Source organism: Nostoc sp. (genome assembly GCF_036917555.1).
Taxonomy (GTDB): Bacteria; Cyanobacteriota; Cyanobacteriia; order Cyanobacteriales; family Nostocaceae; genus Nostoc.
Map to the genome: position 1 here is coordinate 203,035 of NZ_JBALDD010000063.1, position 26,317 is coordinate 229,351.

A 26,317-nucleotide genomic window follows, 5' to 3' on the forward strand; every position below is an offset into this window, starting at 1 on the left:
TGTCCTTTGTAAAAGAAATAAATGACTAATGATTATTAAGATAGGGTGCAATTCTTATTGGAGAGCAAACTTTGCAATTAAGGATGTTTTAAGTATGACTTCTAACAATATCGAATCTACTGAATCCATAGTAATTGTAAAAATAAGTTCTGAAACCGATAAATTAGTGGAAACCGAAATGGCTGGTGAAACTGATGAGGTGAAACGCGAAACCAAAGCGTTAATTGAGGCGCTAAAAAGACGCGCTCAAGCTGAGGCTGATTCAGCAGGTACTCTCACCCGTGAAACCTATTTAAAAGTTGTGCGTCAAGCACGGGGATTAATTGAAGGAAGGAAACTGATGGAACGTGATCGCTTAGAAAACTCTTGGGTCTAATTACGGAGACAGCTTTCCTGTGTTTCTGTGTAACGTTACCTTGCTTATAACGCTGCAATATCCTGCAGAAAGCTTATACTTCCAATTTGGACTTTCGGAAATGTTATGCTTCTAGTCTCCCAATAAGGGCTGCGATTGCCTAACGTGGAAATACGGCTCATAGCACATGAGTAGAAAAATTATCCTTCCGGTGAGAGAAATATTACGGTTCCAAGGACAGGAAAGGGTGCGCGCAGATAAATATTTTAGGGGCGTACAGATAGATGTACGCCCTTTTTTATAGCCCGTCAAAAATATCGCTCTTTGTAGACTAAAAATGATTCACTAAATTAAGGAATGATGATTTTGCGATCGCGATCATGTTTGGAATTATCGGGGCGGTGGCGGGATGGATTTTTATGGGCATTTTTCGCAGCGGCGATCGCGTCTTTGCCCTGATTCCTTTCCCCATTTATGTACGCACAACACTAGCAGGAGTTGGACTTGGCAGTTTAGCAGTTTTATTACCCCTGACGCGTTATTTTGGACATGAAGAGTTAGATTCAGTCCTGACTGCTAACTTTGGTGCTGTTTTTCTCTTAACTCTAGCTCTTGGGAAAATGGCTGCCATTAGCATTACGGTAACAGGTGGGTGGCGCGGTGGATTGATCATTCCCCTATTTTTCACTGGTGCTTGCATTGGTAAAGCAGTAGCGGTCTTAATTCTGGGACTCGATCCTGCCCTTGCCATGATTTGTACAATGGCAGCTGTCAACGCAGCCGTAACGCGCACACCTATAAGTACGACTTTGCTACTGTCAAAATTGACTAACTTGAGTCCTTTTACGCCAATCCTTTTTGCCAGTTTAATTGGATTTTTTCTTGCCCCTAAAGTTCCTCTGAGCGGATCTCAACTCAAATCCCACAGAGAAGCTACGGATCAAACAAGCGCCTAAGTTAGCTGCACAGGCATAAAAAAGCAATAATATGATAGAATTGTATCAAATTATAGCAATTATTCAAGAGCAATTTAGAATAATTTTGCGCTTTGTTGAGTAAAAAAGCTAAAATCTACGATTTTTGGAGATTTTTAGGTTATGACAACCTCACAGGAGAGGATTATCCCGACAGACTTGCGAAACGAAATGTCGCAGTCTTATCTGGAATACGCCATGAGCGTGATAGTGGGTCGGGCGCTGCCAGATGCCAGGGATGGTCTAAAACCTGTGCATCGTCGCATTCTCTACGCAATGCACGAGCTAGGTCTGCTCCACGATCGCCCTTTTAAGAAATGCGCCCGTGTAGTGGGTGAAGTATTGGGTAAATATCACCCCCACGGTGACACGGCAGTATATGATGCCTTGGTGCGGATGGCGCAGGATTTTTCCATGCGATCGCCCCTAGTTAACGGGCATGGTAACTTTGGCTCGGTAGACAACGATCCGCCAGCCGCCATGCGGTACACCGAATGTCGGTTGCAAGCTTTAACTAGTGCTGGTCTACTCCACGACATCGAATTAGAAACCGTAGACTTTGCCGATAACTTCGACGGTTCTCAGCAAGAACCCACAGTTTTACCAGCACGGATTCCCCAGTTATTGCTCAATGGTTCCTCTGGAATTGCCGTGGGCATGGCCACCAACATTCCGCCCCACAACTTGGGCGAATTGATTGATGCTTTGGTGGCAGTAATCCACAATCCAGAAATCACTGACCTGGAATTAATGCAGTATGTCCACGGCCCAGACTTTCCAACTGGGGCACAGATTTTGGGGACATCTGCTATTCGAGAAGCTTACACCACCGGGCGTGGTTCCATTACCATGCGTGGTGTAGCTAACATTGAAACCGTTGAACAACGGGGACGCCCAGATAGAGAAGCAATTATCATCACCGAATTGCCCTATCAAACCAACAAAGCGGCGCTGATTGAAAAAATCGCCGAAATGGTGAACGAGAAGCGTCTAGAAGGGATTGCAGATATTCGGGATGAAAGCGATCGCGACGGGATGCGAATTGTGATCGAACTCAAGCGTGATGCTTATCCCCGCGTCGTTCTGAACAACCTCTACAAGCAAACGCCACTGCAAGCCAACTTCGGCGCGAATATGCTGGCGCTGGTGAATAGCGAACCCCAAGTACTCACCCTCAAGCAGTTCTTAACCGTCTTCTTGGATTTCCGCATCGAATCCATTGCCAGACGCACCCGCTACGAACTGCGGAAAGCTGAGGAACGCGACCATCTCCTCCAAGGATTATTAATTGCCCTGTCTCATTTAGATCCAATTATTGTCTTAATTCGTCATGCTCCCGATGCACCCACAGCCAAAGGCGAATTAATCACAACTTACGGACTCTCAGAAGTGCAAGCAGATGCGATTTTGCAAATGCAATTGCGGCGCTTGACTGCTTTAGAAGCAGACAAAATTCGTCTAGAACACGAAGAATTACAAGCGAAAATTACCGACTTGCAGGATATTTTGGCCCGTCGGGAGAGAGTGCTGGAAATCATTGAAACCGAAGTTACGCAACTCAAAACTAACTTCGCCACACCCCGCCGCACAGTGATTTTACCAGGGGAAGGGGAATTAGATGACCGTGACCTAATTGCCAATGAAAAAGCGATTATTTTGGTTACAGAGCAAGGCTACATCAAACGGATGCCAGTCAACACCTTTGAAGCCCAAAGCCGTGCTACCAGAGGCAAAGCTGCAGCCAAGGTGAAAGATGATGATACCATCGAGCATTTTTTGACTTGCTGCGATCACGACAGTATTTTATTCTTTAGTGAGCGCGGTGTTGTTTATTGCCTGAGAGCTTATCAAATTCCAGCGAGTTCGCGTACCAGTCGCGGGACACCAATCGTCCAAATGCTACCGATTCCCAAAGAGGAAAAAATCACCTCAATTGTACCGGTTGACGAGTTTAGCAACGAAGAATATCTAGTCATGCTTACTAAGGGCGGGAATATCAAGAAAACCGAATTGGCAGCCTTTAGTCACATTCGCGCCAATGGCTTGATTGCCATTTCCTTAGAAGAAGGCGACCAACTGCGCTGGGTGCGACGCGCTAAAGTAGAGGACAGTGTAATCATTGGTTCTCGTAACGGGATGGCGATTAACTTCCGGTGCAACCACGAACAACTGCGTCCTTTAAGTAGGGCAACTCGTGGGGTAAAAGCCATGAAACTCAAAAATAAAGATGAACTCGTGGGTATGGATATTCTCCCCGCAGCAATTCTTGAAACTTTGGATGTTACAGAAGCAGAAACTGAAGATATCGAAACAATCGAAACAGAAGATATCGAAATTACCGAAATTAATGAAGAGTCCGCAGAAGTGCCTAGCAGTGGCATTGTTGGCCCTTGGGTGTTGGTAATTACAATGGGAGGATATGGTAAGCGCGTACCAGTTGCCCAATTCCGGCTGCAAAATCGTGCTGGTCAGGGTTTAATGGCAACTAAGTTCAAAAACCGTAAAACCAAAGACAAGTTGGCAACCCTACGCATTGTCAACAATGATGATGATGAAATCATGATGGTGACAAATCGCGGTATTATCATTCGTCAAGCAGTGAATGCGATTTCTATCCAATCGCGATCGGCAACTGGAGTCAGAGTGCAGCGTTTAGATGAAGACGACGCCATTACTGGAGTGGCAATAGTTCCACCTGATGCTGGCGATGCAGAAGAAGCAGAATAAAAAGCAGGGGGAGAGGTTAAACGCCTTACTCCCTTATTTAATTGCCTTAACTAGTGGCATTTTAATGGGGCTAACTGTAGCCCCTGTAGGTGCATGGTTCTTGGCTTGGATTGCTCTAGTCCCCTTATGGGTGCTAGTTGTCACTTCAACTAAAGGTAAAAACCAATTCCCCCCTGCTTTCCTCTGGGGTATTGGTTTTCACTGTGTTGCCCTATTCTGGATTACCGGAATCCATCCCATGACTTGGTTGGGCGTTCCGTGGTTGCCGAGTTTGGCAATTACCCTTTTTTGTTGGGGATTTATCAGTGTCTTGGGTGGGGTATTCCTTACTATTTGGGCGGCTGTAATGGTTCGCCTAACCGGACAAAAACCGTGGCTACGTATACTGATTGGTACAGCCGTCTGGTGCGGTTTAGAGAGTCTGTGGAGTGCTAGTCCTTTGTGGTGGAGTTCCCTTGCTTACACACAAAGCCCGCATAATCTCGTAATTGTACATCTGGGTCAACTGTCTGGGCCTAATACTGTGACAGCAGTGATCGTTGCTATTAATGGGTTAATTGCTGAAGCATATATAAACCGCCTTTCCTTCTCTACGAGAGACTGCGCCAACGGAACGCTACGCGAACGCATAGCGTCTCGTAGAGAAGACACCAAGATTTCCTCTGTATCCTCCGCGCCTGTGTGGTTCGTTAATAAATACTTAGTTACCGCCACAGGACTATTAATTACCTTACACCTTATTGGTTTTATCTTATACAGCCGTCCCATTGCTCAACCCCCGGAAGCAGCCTTAAAAGTGGGGATTGTTCAGGGTAATATCCCGAACCGACTTTTACGAAGTTCCGAAGGGTTTCGTCGCGCTCAAGAAAATTACACCAGTGGGTATATAACTTTAGCAAATCAAGGTGTAGATGCAGTCCTCACCCCAGAAGGAGCCTTACCTATTTTCCAGCGTAACTTGCTAGAAACTGCCTTAGTCGCAGCTGTGAAGGAAAAAGGCGTAGTTGCTTGGATTGGGGCTTTTGGCGAACGGGGAGATAGTTATACAATTAGTTTGTTTACTTTCAATGGTAAAGGTGAGATTGTCAGCCGCTACGACAAAGCCAAACTAGTACCTTTGGGAGAATATATTCCCTTTGAAGGCATTTTAGGTGGGCTAGTTCAGCGCTTATCGCCTTTGGATGCACACCAAGTTGCTGGTTCAGCAAATCAGCTATTTGACACTCCTTTTGGTCGGGCGATCGCTAGTATATGTTATGAATCTGCTTTTCCTGAACAATTTCGCCGTCAAGCGGCGGCGGGTGGGCAATTTATTCTCAGTTCTTCTAACGATGCTCATTACACTGCATCCATGCCATTCCAGCATCATGCACAGGATATCATGCGGGCAATTGAAACCGATCGCTGGTCAGCACGGGCAACTAATACCGGATATTCAGCCTTTGTAGATCCTCATGGCAGAACCTTATGGATGTCTGGATACAATACCTACGAAACTCATGCTGAAACAATTTATCGACGACAAACACAGACTTTATATGTGCGTTGGGGTGATTGGTTAACACCGTTGTTGTTGATATCTTCTGGAGGAGCTTGGCTGGTAATTTGCGGTATAAAGAAATTCAGTAACTTTGGAAATCCCTAGCGTATTGAGTTTTTGGAATTATGAGCGAATTCCTGTTATGGGGCGGCTTTTGGGGGAAAACTTTTCGATTTACTAAAATTATGGAGTTCAGAGGCGTTAAGGTCGCGCCATTGACCCAATTGTAGGTCATCTAATTGTAGGTGAGCTATACTGACCCTGATCAGTCGCAAAGTCGGAAACCCGACAGCCGCAGTCATGCGCCGTACTTGGCGGTTTTTTCCCTCTGTCAAAGTCATTTCCAGCCAAGCTGTCGGGACATTTTTGCGAAATCTAATCGGTGGTGTGCGTTCGGGTAACTGTGGTTCTTCTGGTAGAAGCTTAACTTCTGCTGGTTGAGTGCGGTAATCTTGAATTTCCACACCTGTTTGCAACCTTTTGATAGCTTCTGCATCTGGAATTCGCTCTACCTGTACCCAGTAAGTACGTTTATGACCAAAACGCGGATGGGCGAGGCGATGTTGCAATTGTCCATCGTTCGTTAACAGCAGCAATCCTTCACTATCCCAGTCTAAGCGTCCCACAGGATACACATCAGACACATCAATATAATCTTTTAGAGTGCTATGTGTCGGGGCATCTTTTGTAAACTGACTGAGGACACCATAAGGTTTGTAAAAAATAATATATCGGTAATGATTTGTCATTGGTCATTTGTCATTGGGCATTGGGCATGGTTATTTCCTTTGTCTCCCTCATGCTTCCCCAGTCCCCAGTCCCCTGCCTAGTCAATATTGTCTGCGGTTTGATTGCTTAGTGCCACCAATCTCAGAAGCCTGCGATCGCTATTGATCGCAATTTGCTTCTTGCCGCCTAGCCGTCTAATCTTAACCCAAACTTACGTTAACTAATGTCAGTAGACCGAAAAGTTTTCCAAAACCCTTCCCCTACCCCTTGTACGATTATCATTTTAATTTAGACTATTTCGAGTATTTTAACTGGTTGACAAAATGCGCTTTATTTTAACCTCTCACCAATGAACTTTGACTAAATTTATCCTTGAGAATTTGTACTCGTAGTGTGACAGTGATAGTAGTTATATTTGCTTGCTCGTCCTCAAGTAAGTATGGAATGAACGAGTAAGCTTTTCCTGTCTAAAAAAATTTTGGGCAACCCGCACCGTTACTGCCTCCATTTCACAGCACCTACAAAAAATAGCGATGCCTGCGGCGGTAAACTACGCACCTACTCCTTGACTGCTTAATAGCATAAATGCCTGTAATAATTATGGAGCAAAGCTTAAAGCTTTTATTAGTGCTATTCGATTCTGGAGTTAAAGTATGGATGCTGAAGAGTTGTTGAGAAGATATGCTACTGGGGAACGAGATTTTAGTGGAGTTGATTTGAGTGGTATGGTTTTGGAAAATTGCCAACTTGAGGGGGCTAATTTCAGTGGAGCCAATCTCAGAAATATATTCATATCAGGTGTCATGATGCGAGGTGCTATTTTTGAAGGAGCTGATTTGAGTAATGGTTCCATCATTGAATCCAATTTGAATTGGGTCAATTGTAGGAATGCTAACTTGGAAGGGGTCAATTTTTACGCCTCCGAGTTGTACTATACCAATCTTGAAGGAGCCAATCTCAGGAATGCCTATTTGAGTGAATCTGGTTTGACAGGAGTTAATCTGAGGAACGCTAACATTGAAGGTGTTTCCTTGAATTCCTATGACACGCGGGATGTGATCATGCCAGATGGGGAAATTATCACTATGTTGCCCGAGTGATACTTCTGAATTCATGAATTCTGGCTCTGCTATATGATTTTTGCTGATTAATTTATTTCTTGGAAGTCCCTTAGGAGTCGTCAAAGCGCTGCGAAAGCCAGTCTCAAAGCTGGATTTGTCTTCTTTTCCTGCACCCTCTTGACAAAAGTGCAATCACTCTAACCTCTTACCAATGTTCATGGAGCGGGTTTCAAAAAGGCGATCGCCCCATCATAACCTAGTCGTTAATAGCTCCTAATTTAGAAATGCATTTAACTGGCATTGCCAGAGTAGCGATTAAAAAATGTTCAAAAATGCCACAGCTACGCTCGTTGTAGACATCGCTTTTCTAAACCTCAAGATATTATCTACTCGAACACCGTGCAGCATAGATAAAGTCTGAGGTTTTGCATGAAAGTAGCAGTTTTCAGTACAAAAGCCTACGATCGGCTGTTTTTGTCAGCTGCAAATTCTCCCATCCAACACGAATTAGTGTTTTTTGAACCCCGTTTAAATCGGGATACGGCTATCCTTGCTGCTGAATTTCCGGCGGTTTGTGTATTTGTCCATGACCAGGTTGATGCCCCAACTTTAGAGATTCTCGCCTCAGGGGGAACTCGTCTGGTTGTCCTTCGCTGTGCAGGGTTTAACAATGTAGACTTACAAGCCGCAGCAGATTTAGGAATTACTGTTGTGCGTGTTCCCGCCTATTCACCTTATGGGGTAGCAGAACACGCCGTAGGATTGATTTTGAGCTTAAATCGCAAAATTCATCGTGCCTATAACCGTGTCCGAGAAAGCAATTTTTCTTTAGATGGACTGCTGGGATTTAATTTGCACGAGCGCACAGTGGGAATTGTCGGTACCGGCAAAATCGGTCTGATTTTAGGACAGATTATGAAGGGGTTTGGCTGTCACTTACTCGCCTATGACGTTTATCGCAATCCCGAATTGGAAGCGCTAGGTGGAAAGTATGTAGAACTACCTGAGCTATTTGCCAACTCCGATATTATCTCCCTGCATTGCCCCCTGACTCCCGAAACGCATCACTTAATTAACACTGAAGCTATAAAACAGATTAAGCCAGGTGTGATGCTAATTAATACTAGCCGAGGAGCGCTGATTGATACCCAAGCAGTGATTGAGGGATTGAAGTCTGGTAAAATTGGCTATCTTGGTGTAGATGTCTACGAACAAGAATCAGAATTGTTCTTTGAGGATTTGTCTGGGGAAATTATTCAAGATGATATTTTCCAGCGTCTGACAACGTTCCCCAATGTACTCATTACCGGACATCAAGCCTTTTTTACAGCAGAAGCTCTCTACAATATTGCAGAAACAACTTTTGCTAATATTACCGATGTTGAACAGGGTCATTTTTGTGCAAATGAAATTCGCGCCTAAATCTTTAGCAATCTCAAATCCCAAATTGTGTTACCTCATAAATTGTTAACACCTTTGCTCCCAGACATAACCAAGGTGCTACACTACATCCATGCTAGGGGTGCCTACATAACCAGGCTGAGATCAAACCCTTAACACCTGAGTCTGGGTAATACCAGCGGAGGGAAGCTGTTTATTGAGGAATTACAATATGCGGACTGAATGGGTTGCTAAACGACGTGGGCAGGGTAATGTATCTCAAATGCACTACGCCCGCCAAGGTGTTATCACCGAAGAAATGCACTACGTCGCCCAACGAGAAAATCTCCCGGACGATCTCATTCGTGAGGAAGTAGCGCGGGGACGAATGATTATCCCCGCTAATATTAATCACACTAACCTAGAGCCGATGGCTATTGGCATCGCCTCTAAATGTAAGGTAAATGCTAATATCGGCGCTTCCCCCAACTCTTCTAATCTTCAAGAAGAAGTTGATAAGCTGAATCTGTCTGTGAAATACGGCGCTGATACCGTGATGGATTTGTCCACAGGTGGCGGTAACTTGGATGAAATTCGCACCGCAATCATCAATGCTTCACCTGTTCCCATTGGTACTGTGCCAGTTTACCAAGCTTTAGAAAGCGTCCACGGCACAATCGAGAATCTGACTGCTGATGATTTTCTCCATATCATCGAAAAGCACGCCCAGCAAGGAGTAGACTATCAAACTATCCACGCAGGGATTTTGCTTGAGCATTTGCCTTTGGTGAGAAACCGGCTCACTGGTATTGTCTCTCGTGGCGGCGGGATTTTGGCGCGGTGGATGCTACATCACCACAAACAAAACCCGCTTTATACCCATTTCCAAGATATTATTGAGATTTTCAAAAAGTACGATGTCTCCTTCAGTTTAGGAGATTCCCTGCGTCCCGGCTGCACCCATGATGCCTCAGATGAAGCACAATTAGCTGAATTGAAAACCCTGGGACAGCTAACTCGCAAAGCCTGGAAAGATGATGTACAGGTGATGGTGGAAGGACCTGGACACGTGCCAATGGATCAAATTGAGTTCAACGTCCGTAAGCAAATGGAAGAGTGTTCGGAAGCACCTTTCTATGTTTTGGGCCCATTGGTAACAGACATTGCTCCCGGTTATGACCACATCACTTCAGCCATTGGAGCTGCGATGGCTGGATGGTACGGTACTGCAATGCTGTGCTATGTAACACCTAAAGAACATTTGGGTCTACCAAATGCCGAAGATGTTAGGAATGGGTTGATTGCCTATAAAATAGCAGCTCATGCGGCTGATATTGCTAGACATCGCCCTGGTGCAAGGGATAGAGATGATGAACTTTCCAAGGCGCGTTACAACTTTGATTGGAACCGTCAATTTGAATTATCACTCGACCCAGAAAGAGCTAAGGAATATCACGATGAAACTCTGCCAGCAGATATTTATAAAACTGCTGAGTTTTGTTCGATGTGTGGCCCTAAGTTCTGTCCAATGCAAACTAAGGTTGATGCTGATGCGCTGACAGAATTAGAGAAGTTCTTGGCGAAAGAGACTGTGACTCAAAGCTAACAAATTAGACCTCTTGCAAAAGTTGAAAAACTGCTGTAATTGGTATCAACTAGAAGTTAAAACTCTTTTAAAACCTTGTTCCCAGTCGGAGACTGGGAATGAGACAAAATGGTTTTGCTTCTCTCAAAATATAAGGTTAGGTTTTGCGATCGCACTTTTACTTTGTACAAGAGTAATCCAATTGCGTTGGCAAAGCCTACCATACCCCTTTGGGGAAGCAAGCTACGTGTAGCGTCTCGTAGAGAAGGTATCGCTCCCCAATCAAAGCTAAATCAGTAATTCTGGTTGGTAATTTAGGCGATCGCGTTTAATTGCGCCTACTTACTTCGGTAAAACCAGGCTTTGACGCACAGCACGCTTGCGATCGCTTTTACAAATACCTCCAGCCATCTGATACTCATGGCTATTATAAGACTAATATTTGATTTCTGAATTCCTGATAACTCTATAGTGGACAATTGTTGAAAAAGTTGTCATACGTGAAATTGTTGATTTTTCTGAAAAAGCCTAAAATTTAAATCCCTTACAACATTTTTTGCCAATTGAAACCATATTTATTGTTAAGGCACAGCAGTGCTGTACCTCAAAAGCCTGTTCTATTTAAGGGAAGATGCTGTAACACAAGTCTGTTTCTGATAACGTGAAAGCGGAAGCTCCTACAGGCTGCGCGTAACACAGAAACGTGAAAGCGGAAGCTCCTACAGGCTGCGCGTAACACGGAAACGTGAAAGCGGAAGCTGCTACAGACTGCGCGTAACACGGAAACGTGAAAGCGGAAGCTCCTACAGACTGCGCGTAACACGGAAACGTGAAAGCGGAAGCTCCTACAGACTGCGCGTAACACGGAAACGTGAAAGCGGAAGCTCCTACAGGCTGCGCGTAACACGGAAACGTGAAGGCGGAAGCTGCTCCATCTTCACCCCAGCCACTTCCATCATCACTGTAGTAATCGGCACGAGTCGCCCCACAGTGGTGTAATAGCTATTCCCCACTGGTGTTGTAGTCGAGCGCTCCCGAAACCGCCGCATGGTGATGTGAAACCACTCCCGCGTTTTTGGCATCGGCAACCGATACAAAAGCCGCGTATTGACAAAGTAATAAAACAGCCAGTCTGCCTCGGTATAGAGAAAGCAGCCGGGGGTTCCCTTCTCTAGGTTGCTGTGTGTCTCGAAGAACAAGTTACGAGTTTTATTCCACCTATCGCCCTTAATCTCAATTAAGATTTCGCCACTGTGCGTTGTCCAGATGAGGTCAATATCTCTACTTTGGTAGTCGAGGTCATCCTCAACATTAACAACATTAATAGTTTCTGGCCTTGACCACAACCACGCCTCAATGTCAGCAGCAGCTTGTTTAGCTACCTGCACCGCGTCATCCATGCTGTAGACGTAGGTCATAGTTTTAGTTCTACCATTAAAATTATTTAGTACAATTGTATTATTGATTGATATAGAAAATTAATTTATGCACCTTCTGTGGTTTCGTCGAGATTTACGTTTGACTGACAATGAAATTGTTGCTTTAGCGTCTGCTAATAATGCCACAGTTTTAGCATTCTTTATCATCGACCCTTGGTTTTATCAATGGGTTGATGTAGGTAAAGCACGGGTGCGGTTTTTGTTTGAGTCTTTAGAGAATCTAGATAGCAATTTGCAAAAATTAGGCAGCAAACTAATATTATTTGAAGGTAATGCTGTAGAAATTATACAAGAATTAACTCAACAATTAACACAGCAGGGACATAGACCAAAACTTTACTTTAATCGTGATGTACAAGTAGAGTATGGTGTTAGTCGAGACCAGGCTATTGTTCATTTTTATCAACAGCTAAATCTTAATTATCACATGGGATTAAATAATTTTTTACAATTGGAAGATAAACGTGAGCATTGGTATAGCGAGTATTACACATACCAAAGACAACCTATTTACCCAAAACCTACTAGTATTAATACTCCGTCACTGTCTCTAAATATTCCCCATCTGACATTTACAGAATTAAAACAAAAGTATTCAGCTTTTTGGAAAACAGAACAGGTATATTTTATTGGTGGAGAAACACAGGCACAAAGTACATTAAATTCATTTCTTAAAAGTAGATTTAATGGCTATCATTGGAAACTTTCACGCCCAATGCTCTCACAGCTTGGGGCAACATCTCATCTATCACCACACCTAACTTTTGGGACTATTTCAACTCGCACTGTTTACCAAAGTACTAAAGCTAGAGCAGAAGAATTAAAAACTCAACCCAAGGCAGAATTTTCCTTAAAAGCATTTCGTGACCGCTTACGCTGGCATGATAGTTTTACACAACGTCTTTATTTTTATCCAGAAATAGCTTATCAAAACCGCTACCCGGAATTTGATGAATGGTATACACCCCTAGAGTTACCACCAGAAAAACAAGAACTATTTCAGGCATGGCTTGAAGGGTTAACAGGCTTTCCTCTCGTAGATGCCAGTATGCGACAACTAAAAACTATGGGTTGGATGAACTTTCGCATGAGGGCAATGTGTGCCACATTTTTAACTATCAATTGCGGTATTTCCTGGCATCACGGCGCTAGACATTATATGAACTATTTAGTAGATGGAGATTTAGCAATTGATAATTGGCAGTGGCAGATGCAATCAGGTGTTACTAATCCCTTAAGTGATACTTTTCGCATATATAACCCAAATAAGAATATTCAGGAAAAAGACCCAGACCTCAAATTTATTTACTATTGGATAAGCGAACTAAAAGGGTACAGTCTACCAGAAATTATTCAAGGTAAATATATTGGCACTAGTTCTTATCCACAACCTATTTTAGATTGGGCTAAAACCCGCAAAGTTAACGGTAAAATCATCTCTGACCTGCGGAAAAAAGTAAGAGAAAGGTTAACTCTCCAGGGTGGAACAGAATATGAAAGTGCAGTTGCAGCTAAAGAAACAGTCAATAAATACTGGCAGCACAAAGATAGACAGTACAAAGAATTCAAGGAATTAGAGGCAGAACTAGAGTAGTTAACAGGACTTAGACAAAAATTAAGCCCAAATAAAGCCTAAACTGGCGATATTCGCGGTAAACACGTCACGGTTGAGTGTCAACCAATCGAAGAATCGATAAGACATAGCCGTTCTAAATGCATCTATTGCTTCAGTAAAGGTGTTCAAAGGAATGCTCGGCCCACCTGCGTCTCAAGCCTCCTGTCATCTGATGCCAAAGAATAAAAGTATAGGCACAGAATACCAAAATAAAGTGCCTCAGTAGACTCCTTTTCTCTCGAACTTGATATTCTTTTAGTCCTAACCATCCCAGGAATATGAATGCAGCTAAATAAAAGAATTGGAGCTATTCTTTCAATGCTGTGACAAAAAAGACGCGAGCAACATCTGGAACCTCTCGGGGTGGAGATTTATAAGTATAACGACCAAAATGGGCTTGTTCGTCTCCTGGGTGAACAACTGATGCCTTCCATCCATAATTAGCAAATAAGGTTTCTGGCTCCTCGCATCCATAACGCCAATATTTAGATAATCCTTCGTCGCTCTGTAATATCAATTTTGTATTTATTAAATCAGCCCCTAAGCAACTGGTGGGCGCACTTAAGTTAGTAATTGTCTTAAGTAAATCATGTACCTCATTCTCACTCAAGTAGTAAAATACTCCCTCCACTAACCAAATGGAAGGGATATCAATTTGATATCCTTGAGCAATGAGCAGTTCAGACCAAGCTTCTTTAAGGTCAATTGACAGCGAGTATCGATGGCATAAAGCTTGAGAATTTTCTAAAAGAGATTCTTTAAGTTGCAAGACTTCAGGTTGGTCTACTTCGTATAAATGAGTGTCAGGATGCCAATTAAGTCGGAAAGCCCTGGTGTCCATCCCGGCTCCTAAAATGACAACTTGACTTCTTTGATGGGCAGCAGACATCAAAAAATCATCAAAAAATCGTGTTCGTGTAGCAACAAAGGGTGTGCCTCTATTTTCGTATTCTTTGGCTGTTGGAATAACTTTTGCAATCATTTCATCGCCAGCTAATAAAGCCGCCAATGGGTCTGAAAATAACCTATCTGGTCTTTGTGTTTCTATAGCCCGTACTGCCGCCATAATACGGGAGGTTAAACCGACAGAATCCTTAATCTCAAGCATTATTCTTTTGTTACTAAAATGTAATTTTATGGAAAAAGTAGTCTAAAATCACATCTTCTCATACAACTTAGCACCTCTACATCGAAAAATATTATGCTATTCCAAGTCAGTAGATATGCTTAAATACTCAATTCGCTTGTTATTTCATTATCTAAAGTATAGAGAAATACTTGTGTTTAACTGATTCATGCCGCATTTATGCAACACCTAAAATCCAATTTCAATGGTCAAACTGCGAATCTTTCCTGTATCTGCCTCAGCTTTATCTGCAACTTGAAGAGTCCAGGTTCCTTGGGGACTTTTACCCTTAAAAGCAGCAAGTTTAAGGGTATTTACCTCGTCATAAGTTGTTTTAATATTATCTGTAGCTCCGCCTTGGCGATCGTGCAAAACTATGGGAAGTATGCCTATTTGCACCGGGGGAAGGAGAGTAACTATAAGATCCCCAATATACGTATGCTCGATGTCTACATTAACTTTGATGGATTTCATCAGGCTGGTATTAGCGATCGCCACCGATAATGTTGATGTTTGCAAATCGTTAATTGGGATATCTTGCACTGCCTGGAAAACACTAATGGGCGATGTTTGAGCAGGCATGGCCAATTCTACAGCTTTCAGAGCATTGATTCGACCGTAACCGTAAAAGGGGCTGCGCCCATTGGCATCATATTTACCTCCAGCTGGATCGATGCGATCGCAGGAGCGTTTTATAATGTCTCGCACTTCATCCCAACGCAGATTTGGGTTTCTGGCAAGAATCAAGGCGGCTACACCTGCTGCACCTGGGCAGGAACTAGAAGTTCCGCCAAATTCGTTTGTATAGTTGCCTAAAGCCTCACCCAGATTTCGATTACCCGAATTATAACCAAGTACACCAGAGCGATCGGTTGTCCAAATTCCAGTAGTTTGAGAACTGTCACCATTGTTGCTGGGGAAGGCACACCAAACTGCCTGACCAAAATCACTGTAAGCGCTTCTCGTGCCGTAGTCATTACAAGCTGCCACCGCAATCACCTTTTGGTAACTGGCGTAGCCGTCGTTATCGACGCTTTCGTTACCATTGCCAGCTGCGAATAAAATTACACACCCCTTGCCATTACGACCTTTATTGATTGCAAAGTCTATAGCAAGTCGCGTGGAATCAGGTAGAGGTACTTTTTGGTTATGTGCAGGATCGTCTGGTTCAAACCAAGTACCATCTGCTGGGCCCCAGCTACAAGAAATAACATCAGCACCATTTTGAGCCGCCCAAATAAAAGCATCTGCTTCATCTTGTGACCCCAGCGCCGAAGCTAGACGAATCGGCATGAGCTTTGCACCCGGTGCCGCACCAGATGCCCCAAAGTTGCCGTTTCCACAAGCTACTCCTGCACAGGATGTACCGTGGTTATTATCATTTCCCGGTCTGGGATTGTTCGTTTTACGTGTGACATCACGCGGGGCAACAATCTTGTCAGAGGAACGGAACTCTTCATGATCGAGATCCACACCGTCGTCGATAATTGCAATAATTGTCCCAGTGCCATTGCTCAACTTCCAAGCGGCTTCAACGTTGGCATGGGCATTAATTATTTTACCATTAATTGTTGTTTGCTTTAAGTGCCACTGCTGCGGGAAAACCTGACGTTGGCGTGACTCACGCGCTAATTCAGGATGGCACAGTTCAACTGATTCCTCATTTAGAAGTCTCTCGGCGATTTCAAAGACCGCTATGCCAGTATTTGCAGGCGTACTGACAAAATAAGCATTTCGTGCGTATTCAAGTTGGCGTTTAATTGTTAAGTTGTAACGTCTTAAAACTTCTTGGCAGACCCTTGACTCTTCTTCGCTATCAAATTTAATAAAAAGGTTTTCAGTATAAACTACAGGTTGTTGGGATACTGGATCGATTAAGACGCGTCCGGCAAATTGGACTTCGGACTCATTGTTGAGAATTTCACGGGCGCGATCGCGCAAAGCAACACCCTGATTCGGAACTTTCGCTTGCAAAATTTCTACACCCGCTTGCCGAAACCGTGTTGTTAATTCAAATTGATTGAGGATACTACGAGCTATGGGTGATACAGGTGCGACTTCAAAGGATCTTGCACCAACAATAGTGCTACGGCTTTCGGTACGCACTACAACGTGTTCGTTACTGATAGCAAATTCATACTGTTGGCCGTTCTGTCCACCATAGCGAACCTGAACCATTGTTTAATCTCCTAAATGTTTTGAAAATTGGGAATTGGGAATTGGGAAACCGTATTATGCCTTACTTTTAAAGCTTGCTGCACCCATCGTAGGCTGACGTTTACTTTATGGATGCTTCTGATTTCATGTGTTATATGTGTATTACGATACAGAATTTAATCTATCTAAGTTCATACAAACCTTCGATTAGTCTTTCCAGGAAAGAGGGGATTCAAAATCAGGTTGTTTTAAGAATCTTCACTATCAGTAGGAGCGTATAACTGTGAATCACGATGAAAAGAATGTATTCCATGCCACTGAAAAACGCTATAACATCATTAGAACTTGAGAAAGATGTTTTATTTTCCGGTTGAGTATTTTTTACAGGTGTACTCTCTACCCCTGATTGGTGAAGTGAAATTTCAAAAAGACTACTTTTCTGAGTATCCTGAACAAATTCGCGTTGGTAGAGATGCCTATGGCGGGCTACGCCTACGCACAACTGTATCCTACATTCGTAAACCTGGGTACTATGCAGTACATTACAATCAACCCAGCACTGTGGCAACAGGAGCAATTTTACGACTTAACGACGGTGCAATCGCAGTTTTTTTAGGCGAACCCAATCAATCAGAACGGGGTATATTGAGTCCGATTTATACACTAGAATCGAATGGTTCTGTAGCAGTACCAACTGGACTGGTTTTTATCCGCTTTGCTGAAGGCGTTGATGTGGAGTCGCAATATGAGGTAATTAATCGAGCAGGTTATGAAGTTGCAGAAAGGCTTTCTTATGCGCCTCATACCGCTTGGTTGCGTGCCCAATCAGGTAATATTGTTGATGCGATCGCTGGAATTTCTCAGTTAGAAGCGATCGCTAATGTTGAGAATGTCGAACCTCAAATGCTTATGGAAAGAGGTTTCAGATAAATTACAAATTATACATATTAGAGATATTCTTACTTCTAAGTTGACGGTAATATAAGTACCATGCTTCACTATTGCCTAAATCTTTTTTAATTGAATGACTAGATTTATCCATGACCAATTTGCAAAAGATTATTTGGAAGAATTACTAAAACCTTATGGAGAAGTGCAAGGTTCTAGCCGTGTGGCGGGAGAAGTTCGAGAAATCGATGTTTTATTTTCTCCTTTAACAAAACAAAGCACGAATTTAGAAACACTGGGATTATTAGGAAGATTTGCCTCTACAGCAGCCATTTTTGAACCATTCCGCAACGCTGCATCAAAAGAAGAAATTTGTGATTGTCTGTTAAAATTATTAGAAGTAAGGGGTGGATTACAACGTCAAGCAAATCGCAATAAAACTTCCATTCCAGAATTAGAACTTCCCAAATTATGGATACTCACTCCAACAGCGTCTACAGCACTGCTGTCAGGATTCGGTGCTACTCAAAAGGTAGATTGGCTACCTGGAGTACATTTTATCGCAGAGTATTTGCAGACTGCGATCGTTGCAATTCACCAGTTACCGCGTACCCAAGAAACTCTGTGGTTAAGAATTCTCGGTCGAGGAACAGTACAAAAACAAGCAATAGATGAATTAGAAGCACTATCATCAAATCATCCATTTCGCAGAGCAACGCTAGAATTACTTTATAACTTGCGGCAGAACTTGCAAGTTAATCAAAATTCAGAAGAAGACGATCGGGAGTTAATTATGCGATTAAAACCACTTTATCAACAAGACCGAGAGCAAGCTGTACAACAAGGCGAACAACGTCTAATTATACGTCAACTAAATCGCCGTTTTGGTGAGATTGATTCATCTACTATTGAACGAGTTCAAGGATTATCTATTGAACAATTGGAGTCGTTAGGAGAGGCTTTGTTAGACTTTTCAGCAATTTCTGATTTAGAAGCTTGGTTAAACCAACAAATTGAATAAATCTAATCTGTAAATCAATTAAACAAATCTTATGTGAAACTGGACTTTATTCATGTATGAGCAAGTCATGAATTGCCTCTACAGATGAAATGAGAATACTAACCAAAACTTTGAATAACGTACATATCATTTCCTGTATCACCTACTAAAAGCAAGCTACTGTCATCACTTTCTAAATTTTGACTGCCAGCAATACCCTTTTGCAAAACTTTAATTATTCTTTGGGGAGTAAAAGATTCTAATTCCACAAACTTTCCAGATTCTAACCATGCTAATTCTTCAGCAGATAAATTTTGACGTATTTCTTCAGGTAATTGTTTAGCTGCTTGCGCCGACTCTGGAGAGGATTGAATGAACATTCCGCGCTTAGTAGCGATAATTTGACGTGGCGTTAGTCCAATATCAATAATCACAATTTCGCTATTGAGAAACCAATTAGCATTGGTTCTCAAATTATCAACTAAACCAATTCCTCGTGGATTGCAATCATGTATTGCATAGACTTTCAAATCAGGATTACGCCGCAGCATTTGCATTGTGGTGTCAAAAATGCTTTGGGGATATCCGGTAATGCTGAGAATTGCACAGTTATTTTCAAAGTGAAAATTATTAGCAATTAATAGTTGAGCAATACTAGCACTATCACAAACGACTAATCTATCAAAACTGTAAGCTGTTACGTCAGGATTAATCGTGGCTGGTTTATTTTCCTGCTTTGGCGAAGGAAGAATTTTGATAATTGAACCATTGATTTGCTGCCAGCGATTTAGCCAATCTTTAATCTGAGATTCAGAAATTAAAAAGTCTTGTGTTAAGAATCCAATTCGTCCTAGTTGTCGAGTTCCTAAATATATAGACAGCATTCCCATAATCACAATAGTGACAAAGAGGCTAAATGATTTGGATGCAAGACTTATTAAAATTCCTACAACAAGAACAATTCCTCCTATAATTTGTAAATTCTTAGCGCTTGCTTTGCGACTTGTATTATTGAGCTTGCTTGAGCTACTCCGATTAAAGAATATCCAAATAAACACAAAATTTACTATCAGTGGCCCAATAATAACAGCAAATGTAAAGAAATTAAAAAATACATAGAAAAAAAACCAGCCCAATTGCGAAATTGACTTTGAGCTTTTTCTTAGACGATTATCTAGAAAATAAAGCAGTTGTTTGGGTGTAAAAAACAAGGTATCATTTACAGAAATGTCAGCGATCGCCTTTGCAAAAAAAGGATCAGTAATCTGAACATTACTCATACTGGTCGGTTCAAAGGCAAAGAGATGATTGCATTTTATACACCGACCTTGATTAGCTGTCCGGTCTTTTAGTTTATTATCAGTTCCGCAGTTAATACACTTCATAATAGTTGCCCAATGTTATTTATTAATTGTTAGTTATTTAACACCTGATTTGTTAGTAAAACACTGTATTCTTCCCGCCGACGAATTAAGCGATGTGTATCATTTTCTTCTAGCAAGACTTCCGCAGGTTTGGGACGGTGTAAAAAGTGAGACGACATTGCATAACCATAAGCACCAACATCTAAAATGGCAACGATATCACCAATTTCTAACGCCGGAAGTTGACAATTTTTCCCCAGATAATCTCGTGAATATGTGGTGTTACCACAAATATCAGTTGTGAATGGATTGTCTGCTTGTTTCCAAGTGATAATTTCTCGGTAGCCGCCGTGTACTGAAGGTACTGAAAGATTAGCAACAGTGGTATCAACTCCAACAATCTGTTTTTCTCCTTGCCATTTCACCGAAACAACTTGAGCAAGTAAAGTTGCACATCCAGCGATCGCACTTCGTCCTGGTTCAATCACCAAATCAATTTCCCGTCCTAAACGAGTAATTCTCTCGGTTAACTCAGCCCCAAATATTTCCCAGTCAAAAGCTGTTTTGTTGTGGTGATAAGGATAGCCAAAACCACCACCAAAATCTAAATATTCCCAATCAGGTAACTTTTGTGCAATAGCGATTACCGTATCAATCACCTGGGTAAAAGCTGCTGTAGCATTAGTTCCAGTACCTCGATAGAAGTGTAAACCACTCAGCTTTAATCCCACCTCACCAGTTAAAGCGATCGCATCACCAAATTCTTCTGGACGTACACCAATACGACTATCTCCAGTAATTTCCGGCAAATTGAGGCGTAAACCCAGCCGAATCGATTTTTCTTTGTATTTGGGCAAAACTTCGCAGCACAATTGCAACTGAGCGAGGCTATCGAGATTGAGAGTTGTAACTCCCCAATTCAGGACTTGTAGCATCTCAGCGCAATTCAAATTACTGCCACTATAAACAATCTCACTCGGATCAAAACCAGCTTGCAATCCTAAATAAATATCTCCTGGCGTATTGGCGTGAAGTCCCCACCCAAAGGAGCGAAAAATTTTTAGCAGCGCAATGTTGCCATTAGTAACACTGGCAAACCGAAATTGCGTGCGGGGATAACTGACTGCTTTGGTAATCCGCTCAATAGTTTCGCGCAAGCGATCGCCATTATAAACATAAAGCGGAGAACCGTAGTTATTCAGTAACTCCTGAGCAAGTTCCCTGGAGAATGGGGGAGATGAGGGGGATGAGGGAATTAATTTTTCACTCTTAACTCGTAACTCCTCACTATTAACTTCTAACTCTTTTTTATCTAACCTTGCCATCGCTTGTAATTTCTCCATAGCCAACGATGTAACCAAAAGGGATGATCCCAAGATTGTTTACTTTGTTTTTCATTTAAAACGTGCGATCGCCAAAGTTGCCACATAATTAGTAACCAGAGTGTTTCACCAATTCGACGGCCTTGAATAGCTGCTCCCAGTTTGCCTTCAACGATTTGGGCCGCAATGTGAGGATAAAAGTGATTGTGAGTGCGAAGTATTTCTGGATTGAGCCAAATGCCGAGTTGATGCCAAAAATCATTTAAACACCAAGAAGTTAAAGGAACCCCCATACCACGTTTTTGTCGCCAGACAATTTCGGGTGGAAGCCAATTTTCTACAGCCCGTTTGAGGATATATTTTTCACAAGCTCCCTGCAAACAAAGTTCTCCAGATAGGCGGAATGTCCACTCAGCTAAAGGTAAGTCACAAAAAGGCGATCGCACCCATAATTTATGAGCAAAGGCCAATGCAGTCGCACGGGGATGGATATTCTGCGCTCCTTTGAGCATCAAATTAGCACGGCGAAGGCGATGCAGCAAAGATGGACACTCATCTTGATTAAGAGCTGTTAACAGCCAATCTTCAAGATGCAAATTTTGGATCTGTGCATATACTTCCGGCTGATAAACTTGAGATTCGTATCCTCCAAGACGGTGAAAGGTGCGGAGATATTGCTGGACAAAAGTTTCCTGTCCAGCGAGATTTTCTGCCTGATAAACACCTGCGGCAATTAAAGGTTTGTTCGTCCAACCGGCAAATAATTGATCTCCACCTTCACCATTAAAAATTACCTGAGTTTCTTGACTCGCCCTTTCAGATAGGAGATACAACGGCACACACACGCCATCTCCAAAAGGCAAATCCAATGCTTGCACAGTCGGAATTAGCGCATTCTTAATCGAACTTGGGGTTACTGCAACTTTAACAAGCGGAATTTTGAGAAACTGGGCGACTTGTTCAGAGTATGGATATTCTGGAATCCCTGCGTCACCAAAATCTAAAGTGTAGGCGCGGACTTTCACCCCTGCTTGTACCAGCAGCGCCGCCACCACTGAAGAATCGAGTCCGCCAGAGAGAAAGACCCCAACAGGCTCATCCTTTAAATCTGCAATTTGTCGCTCAATGGAGTCTTTAAGGAGAGTTTGCAATTCGGTAATTGCTGTAGCTTCATGTGTTAACTGTTTTGGAACTTCTCGCCATGAGTGGATTTTTTTAGATTCAGGCGTTTGCAGAATACCTGATTGACGATCGCTCTGCCAAACTAACTCAGTTCCCGCCGTCACTGCAAACACTCCATTAATAGGAGTTAGGGGTGTGGGAACGTAAGAAAAACAGCTATAACCATATAACCCAGGAATGCTAACTTCTGACTGTTGCAAAATCGGTAAAAGTAATTGCAGTTGAGATGCAAACCAGACTACTTGTCCTTGCACAGTCCAATATAAAGGCACTTTACCGAAAGGTTCTCTACCCAAAATTAGGCAGTTGTTTTCTTGGAGACTTACCCAAGCATCGGGTGAACTAAATAATCCTGATGCGGAGATGGCAGCAATTTGATTTTTAGAACTTACACAGAATAGATCCCCCAACCCCCTTAAAAAGGGGGCTTTCAAGGTTCCCACCTTTTTAAGGGGGGCTAGGGGGGATCTAGATTTCAGGTGTTCAGCGTGTAAGTCCTGATTTTGTTGCGGTGGGGAATTGCCATCGAGTCCTATGTAAACAACATTCCAGATGGGAACAGGATAATTTTCTTGTGCAGAAAACTTCAAAGCCTTTCCTTTTCTAGGGGAGAGGTTTTCCACAACACTAGTTAACAGCGTTTCCAACTCCTGTTGAGCGCCGTAACCCCAATAGCCAAGAAAGTAATGCGGGATACTCATCTGGACTATTTAACTTCAAAGGTTGCATCGCTAATCTGCCGACCTTCTAGGAACATCTGCACCTGCCAATTGCCAACAGTTGCAGCCCGGTTAATAGTGTAGCGACACTGGGTATCCCAGACAGACGTATTAATCTCGCGGGTTTGATAGTTGTTTTGCTTGACAATTTGACCACTTGGGTCAATCCAATTACAAGAGAGAGCCAGCTTTTTACCCAAAGGTGCATCTTTTAAGGTGACACGATACAATACTTCTGGATTGGTTTGGCGAGAAATTGTCTTTAAGTCGCCGCCATTATCTTGTATTAAGGTGATGTGGTCTTTTTGAGCATAAACACGGGAAAGTGTAGAACTTTGCTGCTGCATGAAAAATATTGTAGATGCAATGACAACCACTACAACTGCCACTACTCCAAAGGTAATCCATTGATTCCGGCGTTGTTGTACTTCTAATGCTTGGCGGCGATTTAATTGAATCAGCGCTTCATCTAGTAACTCAGGCGGTAAATTCAACTCCTGTAAAATTTCTTTAACCTGCTGTTGGTCTAGTTCCGCTTCTCGACGCAATTGCAGACCTTCTACTTCTGTAACTATTTGTGATAATTGCTCTTGAGTCAGTCGCTGCGTCATAGCTTAACTCCTGTTCAAAAAACTTTATGGCGATTCTTGATTACGTGCAATCAGAAGGACTCTATATTTAGATATCTGATATTTCACTTTTGTAGGTACATCATAAGCTACAAAATAAAGTTGTTGCTTTTCGGATTCTTTAAGAGATACTTTTGTAAATACTTTATTTTCTCTTGTTTCCATGTCTCTGCATGAAAACTCCTAACTCCTAACTCAGCACTGATTATGACTCAAGAACAAATCGCAATTAAAGGTCTCTATGAAGTCTGTATCGGCATTCCAGAGCCAATTTCTGCAATTCACTATTGGGAGCAATTTGGCTATCGCATTGGTGAAGTGGGTGAATTAACCGCAGATGTAGCCCATCAATTATATGGAGTGAATTCGTCTTTACGCTCAATCCGCCTCTACCACCAAAATGCAGATCATGGTTTGATTAGGCTGATGGTTTGGCAAAATCCCACCAATGAAGGTTTGGGAATTGCGTCAATGAAAATTAAGGGAAATCGCTGGGCAACAAGTTTAACTGCGGATGTCTTGAGTATCTTAAATCATATAGAGGATGCAAAAGCAGCAGGTTTCCCTATTAGATACTCTAACCCTTATTGGGAAGTCATCTACAACAAAGATAGAAAAAGCCGTCCTTTTCTTGAGCCAGCAGTTGGCGTGCGAGAAATGCTGTTACTACAACCCTTAGCTCGACAGGTTTTATTTCAACGATTTGGCTATACGCTACCGCATTACGGACAAGTTAACCATAATGCGCCTCTCAAGACTAGTCAGTTTACCCATATAGGGATTATCGTTCAGGATGATAGCAAAGAAACTCTGAAGTTTTATGAGGAAGTTTTGGGTTTGTTGCGTGTGCGTGATGATGTCGAAACTAGTTATGAATCTTCGCCAGCAGGTCGAGATATTTTTGACCTGAATTCTGGTGAAAAGTTTATTGTGACTACCTTTGATGATCCCCGTTCTTCTAAGTCTGACCTGATGGCTACGCGTAGTGGTAGACTTTATATCGTTCGATTCCCAGAATCTATTAATTTAGAATCGCGCTTTGAAGCAGCCCAACCAGGTAGCTTGGGTATGTCTTTATATACCTATCGGGTTAAAGGAATACAGGAATATTGCGATCGCATCAAGGCGAGTACTGCACAAAAAGTTACAGACATTATTAGTAATGAATTTGGCGAAACGAGTTTCTCCTTTATCGCACCAGATGGCTATTTCTGGACTTTGCTAGAAGGTAACTAGCTAGTGCAAGGGAGGCAGAGGGGCAGGGGAGCAGAATAACAATGCTCAATCCCCATTACCCCTTATCCTCAGAGGGGGCCCCACATTCCCCATTCCCCGTTTCCCAGTAGCTTAAACTTCTTTATTTACACCAATAGCTAGCTGCTTTTTGCTGTGTTTTAACTGTTTCCAAAGTGTTTTAATTTTCTCGTAGGCTTCTTCCTGAGACAGTTTTCCCCCAGTTTCTAGGCAAGTGATGTAACTAATTTTTTGGGAAAATTCTTGGAGATTGGCATTAAACACTAAGTTTTCTGGCTGGAATTTTCCATAATACCGACTACGTGGGTAAAGAAAGCTGTTTTTGTCTTGCGAGTTAGGTTGTGTCATAAGTTTGCTTTCTATAATTCCTTGTTAAATTTATAGACTATGATCTTTCTCTATGTGTATATACACAGTAGAAAATTCCCATTCCTGAAGAAGTAAATATTTTGATCAGTTCTTAGGATAAGGCCAGATTTAAAGGGAATAAACTGTGGAAAATACTGAAATTAGAGAGCAAAACATCAAAATGAATAAGTCAAAGTTGCTTTTGCTTGCGGAAAATATCAAAATGAGTAAGTCAAAGTTGCTTTTGAGTAAGTTGCACTGTAAACCGATCTTTGATCGCTACCCGAAATCCATTATCCCCAGAACGGATATTTTGGCGATATCCCCTTACAGATTGTCCACCGCCAATCACAAATTGTTGAAAAGGTAAAAGGCTATCTGGTGTAAGCTGCAAGTCTGCTTGGATGAGCAATAGATGATCGTTACTGAGTTGCTGCACGCGCTGGACTTGACCTAGCCAACTGAAAAAGTGACCATCGGGTATGGGGTCATTGTTGATCGTTTCATCTAATATATCAACGCCAAAATTAAATTGTGCGATCGCAATTCAATACCCAATGTTTGGGCCCCAATACTGGGAGGCGAATAATTATCTACACCCAAACTACCAGTTAAAGTTTTTGCCTCTTCAACTCTGACAACCAGAATACTTTAACCAACCTTACCCGTTGGACATAAATGCACTTCCACATTTGTAAATAGGGGATCGAGTCGCAATAATTTCAACTGTTCTTCCAGCTTACCAGTATTAAGAGGAATACCAGCACATAGTTGGATGCGACTACGAATATAAGATGGGTTTAATCGTCGCGTCCCCTCAATGTCAATCTCTGTCAAATTTTCTTGTTGCTATTAACTTAACGTGAGTTAGACGCAGAATTAGTATTACCACTAGTAACTTAAATCGAGCGATATACTTCTAG

The 26,317-nt window shown here is 42.4% G+C and carries 19 protein-coding genes, 5 pseudogenes and 1 riboswitch; of the genes and pseudogenes, 12 read left to right on the top strand and 12 right to left on the bottom strand.

All coding sequences use genetic code 11. The annotated features are described in order from the left end of the window. Positions 1 to 94: 94 nt before the first annotated feature. From V7K60_RS23350 to lnt, 4 genes and pseudogenes are all read left to right on the top strand, one after another. Positions 95 to 373: pseudogene (locus tag V7K60_RS23350) on the top strand (hypothetical protein); the annotation flags it as partial. A gap of 341 nt (positions 374 to 714) precedes the next feature. After that, a pseudogene (locus V7K60_RS23355) lies at positions 715 to 1,311 on the top strand (chloride channel protein); the annotation flags it as partial. A 141-nt stretch (positions 1,312 to 1,452) separates the two neighbouring features. Next, positions 1,453 to 4,056, top strand: coding sequence for a DNA topoisomerase (ATP-hydrolyzing) subunit A (gyrA, locus tag V7K60_RS23360; protein WP_334928789.1), 2,604 nt, complete (start codon positions 1,453 to 1,455; stop codon positions 4,054 to 4,056). After that, complete coding sequence (lnt, locus tag V7K60_RS23365) at positions 4,037 to 5,701, top strand: apolipoprotein N-acyltransferase (protein ID WP_334928791.1); 1,665 nt, start codon at positions 4,037 to 4,039, stop codon at positions 5,699 to 5,701. The genes gyrA and lnt overlap by 20 nt, the downstream gene beginning before the upstream one ends. A gap of 35 nt (positions 5,702 to 5,736) precedes the next feature. Here lnt and V7K60_RS23370 read toward each other — a convergent pair whose 3' ends face one another. After that, the gene (locus tag V7K60_RS23370) at positions 5,737 to 6,345 is read right to left on the bottom strand and encodes an rRNA large subunit pseudouridine synthase E (protein ID WP_334928792.1); all 609 of its coding nucleotides are present in this window, start codon (positions 6,343 to 6,345) and stop codon (positions 5,737 to 5,739) included. A 633-nt stretch (positions 6,346 to 6,978) separates the two neighbouring features. On the opposite strand from V7K60_RS23370, the gene V7K60_RS23375 reads away from it, so the two are divergent. The 3 genes from V7K60_RS23375 to thiC all read left to right on the top strand — a co-directional run bounded on the left by V7K60_RS23375 (position 6,979) and on the right by thiC (position 10,372). Then, positions 6,979 to 7,425, top strand: coding sequence for a pentapeptide repeat-containing protein (locus V7K60_RS23375; protein WP_334928794.1), 447 nt, complete (start codon positions 6,979 to 6,981; stop codon positions 7,423 to 7,425). Between the two features lie 390 nt (positions 7,426 to 7,815). Continuing rightward, the gene (locus V7K60_RS23380) at positions 7,816 to 8,808 is read left to right on the top strand and encodes a 2-hydroxyacid dehydrogenase (RefSeq protein WP_334928796.1); all 993 of its coding nucleotides are present in this window, start codon (positions 7,816 to 7,818) and stop codon (positions 8,806 to 8,808) included. Between the two features lie 86 nt (positions 8,809 to 8,894). Further along, positions 8,895 to 8,991, top strand: a riboswitch (TPP riboswitch). Positions 8,992 to 8,998: 7 nt separating this feature from the next. Continuing rightward, positions 8,999 to 10,372 carry a phosphomethylpyrimidine synthase gene (gene thiC, locus V7K60_RS23385; RefSeq protein ID WP_334928798.1) on the top strand — a complete coding sequence of 458 codons (1,374 nt, stop codon included), beginning with the start codon at positions 8,999 to 9,001 and terminating at the stop codon, positions 10,370 to 10,372. 866 nt (positions 10,373 to 11,238) lie between these two features. Here the strand turns inward: thiC and V7K60_RS23390 are convergent. After that, the gene (locus V7K60_RS23390; RefSeq protein WP_334928800.1) at positions 11,239 to 11,769 is read right to left on the bottom strand and encodes a hypothetical protein; all 531 of its coding nucleotides are present in this window, start codon (positions 11,767 to 11,769) and stop codon (positions 11,239 to 11,241) included. 67 nt (positions 11,770 to 11,836) lie between these two features. On the opposite strand from V7K60_RS23390, the gene V7K60_RS23395 reads away from it, so the two are divergent. Next, entirely contained in the window at positions 11,837 to 13,384 is a 1,548-nt protein-coding gene (locus V7K60_RS23395; protein ID WP_334928801.1) for an FAD-binding domain-containing protein, read from the top strand. A 21-nt stretch (positions 13,385 to 13,405) separates the two neighbouring features. On the opposite strand, the pseudogene V7K60_RS23400 reads toward V7K60_RS23395, so the two are convergent. Further along, positions 13,406 to 13,676, bottom strand: a pseudogene (locus V7K60_RS23400) (IS701 family transposase); the annotation flags it as partial. A 36-nt stretch (positions 13,677 to 13,712) separates the two neighbouring features. Beyond that, on the bottom strand, positions 13,713 to 14,513 hold the full coding sequence (locus V7K60_RS23405) for an SAM-dependent methyltransferase (protein ID WP_334928803.1): 801 nt from the start codon (positions 14,511 to 14,513) through the stop codon (positions 13,713 to 13,715). Positions 14,514 to 14,580: 67 nt separating this feature from the next. Between V7K60_RS23405 and V7K60_RS23410 the strand changes: the two are divergent. Then, a pseudogene (locus V7K60_RS23410) lies at positions 14,581 to 14,697 on the top strand (IS1 family transposase); the annotation flags it as partial. Positions 14,698 to 14,720: 23 nt separating this feature from the next. Here the strand turns inward: V7K60_RS23410 and V7K60_RS23415 are convergent. Beyond that, entirely contained in the window at positions 14,721 to 16,709 is a 1,989-nt protein-coding gene (locus V7K60_RS23415) for a S8 family serine peptidase (protein ID WP_334928805.1), read from the bottom strand. Positions 16,710 to 17,042: 333 nt separating this feature from the next. On the opposite strand from V7K60_RS23415, the gene V7K60_RS23420 reads away from it, so the two are divergent. Together V7K60_RS23420 and V7K60_RS23425 are read left to right on the top strand one after the other, a co-directional pair. Next, positions 17,043 to 17,618, top strand: coding sequence for a hypothetical protein (locus V7K60_RS23420; protein WP_334928807.1), 576 nt, complete (start codon positions 17,043 to 17,045; stop codon positions 17,616 to 17,618). A gap of 94 nt (positions 17,619 to 17,712) precedes the next feature. After that, positions 17,713 to 18,597, top strand: coding sequence for a DUF4351 domain-containing protein (locus V7K60_RS23425; protein ID WP_334928809.1), 885 nt, complete (start codon positions 17,713 to 17,715; stop codon positions 18,595 to 18,597). A gap of 98 nt (positions 18,598 to 18,695) precedes the next feature. Here V7K60_RS23425 and V7K60_RS23430 read toward each other — a convergent pair whose 3' ends face one another. The 5 genes from V7K60_RS23430 to V7K60_RS23450 are packed head-to-tail and all read right to left on the bottom strand — an operon-like array spanning position 18,696 to position 23,957. Continuing rightward, positions 18,696 to 19,961, bottom strand: a complete 1,266-nt coding sequence (locus V7K60_RS23430; protein ID WP_442944453.1) for a hypothetical protein — start codon at positions 19,959 to 19,961, stop codon at positions 18,696 to 18,698. Between the two features lie 29 nt (positions 19,962 to 19,990). Then, positions 19,991 to 21,283 (bottom strand): diaminopimelate decarboxylase family protein, encoded by a 1,293-nt coding sequence (locus V7K60_RS23435; RefSeq protein WP_334928813.1) that lies wholly within the window; start codon positions 21,281 to 21,283, stop codon positions 19,991 to 19,993. Further along, the gene (locus tag V7K60_RS23440) at positions 21,253 to 23,145 is read right to left on the bottom strand and encodes an asparagine synthetase B family protein (protein ID WP_334928815.1); all 1,893 of its coding nucleotides are present in this window, start codon (positions 23,143 to 23,145) and stop codon (positions 21,253 to 21,255) included. Before V7K60_RS23440 ends, V7K60_RS23435 begins: the two co-directional genes overlap by 31 nt. Positions 23,146 to 23,150: 5 nt before the next feature. Beyond that, positions 23,151 to 23,774, bottom strand: a complete 624-nt coding sequence (locus tag V7K60_RS23445) for a DUF3859 domain-containing protein (RefSeq protein WP_334928817.1) — start codon at positions 23,772 to 23,774, stop codon at positions 23,151 to 23,153. A gap of 24 nt (positions 23,775 to 23,798) precedes the next feature. Beyond that, entirely contained in the window at positions 23,799 to 23,957 is a 159-nt protein-coding gene (locus V7K60_RS23450; RefSeq protein WP_334928819.1) for a hypothetical protein, read from the bottom strand. A 42-nt stretch (positions 23,958 to 23,999) separates the two neighbouring features. Here V7K60_RS23450 and V7K60_RS23455 point away from each other — a divergent pair, with 42 nt between their 5' ends. Beyond that, on the top strand, positions 24,000 to 25,028 hold the full coding sequence (locus tag V7K60_RS23455; RefSeq protein WP_334928821.1) for a VOC family protein: 1,029 nt from the start codon (positions 24,000 to 24,002) through the stop codon (positions 25,026 to 25,028). A 111-nt stretch (positions 25,029 to 25,139) separates the two neighbouring features. Here the strand turns inward: V7K60_RS23455 and V7K60_RS23460 are convergent, their stop codons facing one another. After that, positions 25,140 to 25,394, bottom strand: a complete 255-nt coding sequence (locus V7K60_RS23460; protein WP_334928823.1) for a DUF7219 family protein — start codon at positions 25,392 to 25,394, stop codon at positions 25,140 to 25,142. A 253-nt stretch (positions 25,395 to 25,647) separates the two neighbouring features. Continuing rightward, positions 25,648 to 26,231: pseudogene (locus tag V7K60_RS35395) on the bottom strand (ShlB/FhaC/HecB family hemolysin secretion/activation protein); the annotation flags it as partial. Positions 26,232 to 26,317 lie beyond the last annotated feature (86 nt).